Origin of the sequence: Streptomyces sp. NRRL B-24085 (assembly GCF_001282115.1) — a bacterium.
Taxonomy (GTDB): domain Bacteria; phylum Actinomycetota; class Actinomycetes; order Streptomycetales; family Streptomycetaceae; genus Streptomyces.
Genome location: NZ_LJBR01000465.1, coordinates 1 through 2,993, shown reverse-complemented (window position 1 = coordinate 2,993; position 2,993 = coordinate 1). Strand labels below are relative to the sequence as shown.

Sequence of the window (2,993 nt, the reverse complement as noted above, 5' to 3'; positions counted from 1 at the left end):
GCCGCCGCCGGAGCGGGTGAACACGACCGCGAGGACCACGGCGACGACGACCGCGGCGGCGATCACCGCGACCCGGGGCGCCGACCTCCACCAGGGGCGGCGGGGTTCCGGCGGGGGTGCTCCGCCGCTGCTGCCCGGGGGTTGCGAGGGCGGGCCGGTGGGCGGCTGCGAGGGGCCCGACAGCGGGCCGGAGGGCGGTCCGGTGGGGCGGCCCGACGAAGGCGGTTCGACGCTCACGAGTTCTTCTTCCCGACGCGGGATTCCTGCGGCGCGATCCGATTGCCCCGATACAGCCGCATTTTTCCGCGACATACCCATTGTTTGCTCTGGTCCCGTGCACCCCGCAAGCGGACGCGGACGGACCTCCCGGCAGGCGGGCCGTCGGCACGCTGCTTAGCGTGGCAGGGTGCACCCGCAACCCCCCTTCGACCAGGCGGCCGTCGCTCGCCACGGCTGGGTCCAGGCCCTGGTCACGGTCCTGGTGGCGGTGATCGTCATGAGCGCGGTGGCCGCGCTGGGACTGTGGGCGGCGGGGGCGGCCGACCTTCCGGACCACGGTTTCCCCCGGGTTGTGGCGGCGACCGTGGTCACGGCCGTCGGCGGCACGGTCAGGCTGTCGGGCGGTGCGGGGGGCCTCGCCGACAGCGCGGCCGGACTCACCGTGATCCCGCTCTCCGTCACCCTGACCGGAGCTCTGGTGTCCGGCGCGGGCTTCCTCAGGCCGCTGCGGCACCGGGCCGTCGCCGGCGGCCGGGAACTCGCCGGATGGGCCGCCCGCATCGCCCTCCTGTGGCTGCTCTCGCTCCTCGCCCTGGCCTTCGCGGCACGCCAGACGTTCAGGCTCTCCGTCGGCGACGACACGCTGAACGACCTGGGCGACCTGTTCGGTGTCTCCCCCGAGGTCGGCTTCACCGCCGACGTACCGCGGACCCTCCTGTTCGGCCTGCTGTGGATGGCCGGTGTCCTGGTGCTGGCCCTGCTGGTCTCACGCCGGGCTCCGCTGCCGGGGCGGCTGCTGCGCCTCCAGGAGTCGGTGCGGCCCGCGGCGCACGCCATGGTCGTGCTCCTGCTCGCCCACGTCGTCCTCGGGACCCTGATCGCCCTCGTCGTCGCCGTGACCCGCGGCCATGCGCCCGAGACCCTCGCGGTGATCCTGCTGGGCATGCCGAACCTGGTCTGGCTCGCCCTGACCATCGGCCTCGGCGCCACCTGGAACGGCCGGGTCGACGGCCCCTTCGGACTGCCCATGCCGCACCTCCTGGACGAGGTCCTGCGCTCCTCCGACACGGCCACGCTGAACCTGCGCACCCTCGCCGAGCACGACGGCCGGGTCTGGTGGCTGGTGGTGGTCGAGGCGGTCCTGCTGCTCTCGGTGGCGTTCCTGGCGGCGGTCCGCTCCCCCGCCCGCGTCCGCGCCTGGCAGCACGCCGTGCACCTGGCGGTCGGGCTCGCCCTGACGGTCCTCATGATCTGTCTCATGGGCCGGATCTCCGCCCACTACGGCCTGTCGGTCCTCGGCATCGGCGACCTGGGCGGCGGACTGACCGGTGAGCTGTTCCTCGAACCGGAGCTGTGGCGTGCGGTGGCCCTCGGCGCGCTGTGGGGCCTGGCCGCCGGTTTCCTCGGGGCGCTGCCGGCGCGGTTCGTGCGCCGCGGAGGGGAGATCGGGCCGGCGGACACCTGACGGGAGCCCACCACTGGGAGCACGGCCGGCTACCGCCCCCGGACCACCGGCTCCGCCCAGCGCGGCGGGGGCTTCGGCCGGGTGTCCGGCGGTTCCACGGTTCTCAGGGCGACCTGCGTCGGCGGGTGGCCGCCCGTCGCCGTCGAGCGGAGGGCCGCGACGAAGCCGAGGCAGGAGTCGTGGCGGTCGTCGGGGGACTTCGCGAGCGCCCTGGCGAACACCGCGTCGAGCGCTGCCGGCAGTCCCGGGCGGGACTCGGAGAGCGCGGGCGGGGCGTCGTACTGGTGGGCCCACAGCAGGGCCATGTCGTCGTCGCGGCGGAACGGCGGGTGGCCCGTGAGGGACTCGAACACCACACAGGCGAAGCCGTAGACGTCGCAGCGGCCGTCGACCGGGCGGCCGGAGATCTGCTCGGGGGCCACGTAGTCCAGGGTGCCGACGAACTGGCCGACCGACGTGAACCCGGTCAGCGAGAGGGACTTCTTCGTGAGCCCGAAGTCGGTGAGGTAGACGTGCTCGGGATGGTCGCTGTCGGTGCCGCGGGAGACGAGGATGTTGCCCGGCTTCACGTCCCGGTGCACCAGGCCGTGCTCGTGGGCGGCGTCCAGCGCGGAGGCGACCTGGGCCGCGATCCGCAGCGCGGTCGCGAGCGGCAACGGCCCCTGGCGGTCCAGGAGATGACGCAGGTCGCTGCCGGCGACGTAGCGCATGGCGATGTACAGCACGCCGTCCGTCTCGCCCGCCTCGAAGACGGGGACGATGTGCGGGTGGTCGATCGCGGCGGCCACCCGGGACTCGTGGCTGAAGCGCTTGCGGAAGGTGTCGTTGCGGGCGAGCTCCGGGGCCAGCAGCTTCAGCGCCACCGTGCGGTCCAGACGCAGGTCCCGGGCCCGGTAGACGACGGCCATGCCGCCCCGGCCGATCTCCTGCTCGATGCGGTAGCTCGCGACCTGCCGGCCGACCAGTTCGGAGGGGCTGCCGGAGAAGAGACTGGTCTCACGGGCCATCCGGGGTCACCACCTGGGTGGGGGCGTGCCCGGGACCGTCGGCGGCCGTGCGCGGCGCGTCGTCGGTGGCGTAGGTGGCGAGCCGGGTCCCGTCGGCGTACACCCAGCGTCCGTGCTGGGCGTCGTACAGCCATACGTCCTCCCCGTCGACGACCACCCCGATCCGCAGTCCCCGGGTGCGGCCGCGGAAGGCCTCCCCGTCGAGGCCGCCGCGGGCCAGTTCCTCGACGGCGGCCCGGTAGCGGGCGAGGGTCTCGTCGGCGCGGGCCAGCAGGGGGCGCGGGTCGGCGGCGCGGGTGAGC

At 74.5% G+C, this 2,993-nt stretch carries 2 protein-coding genes and 2 pseudogenes; 1 reads left to right on the top strand and 3 read right to left on the bottom strand.

The features are described 5' to 3' along the window. Window positions 1–237 (bottom strand): annotated as a pseudogene (locus tag AOJ26_RS42455) (hypothetical protein); the annotation flags it as partial. Between the two features lie 169 nt (window positions 238–406). Here AOJ26_RS42455 and AOJ26_RS36735 point away from each other — a divergent pair. Continuing rightward, complete coding sequence (locus AOJ26_RS36735) at window positions 407–1,684, top strand: streptophobe family protein (RefSeq protein ID WP_053852689.1); 1,278 nt, start codon at window positions 407–409, stop codon at window positions 1,682–1,684. A gap of 29 nt (window positions 1,685–1,713) precedes the next feature. On the opposite strand, the gene AOJ26_RS36730 is transcribed toward AOJ26_RS36735, so the two are convergent. Then, a complete protein-coding gene (locus AOJ26_RS36730) occupies window positions 1,714–2,691 on the bottom strand; it encodes a serine/threonine-protein kinase (RefSeq protein WP_053852688.1) in 978 nt (325 codons plus the stop codon). Further along, window positions 2,681–2,993, bottom strand: a pseudogene (locus AOJ26_RS36725) (hypothetical protein); the annotation flags it as partial. The gene AOJ26_RS36730 and the pseudogene AOJ26_RS36725, both read right to left, overlap by 11 nt.

Excerpts from the sequence above, each read along its gene's own strand:
- AOJ26_RS36730 (WP_053852688.1), bottom strand. The coding sequence starts at position 2,691 with ATGGCCCGTGAGACCAGTCTCTTCTCCGGCAGCCCCTCCGAACTGGTC.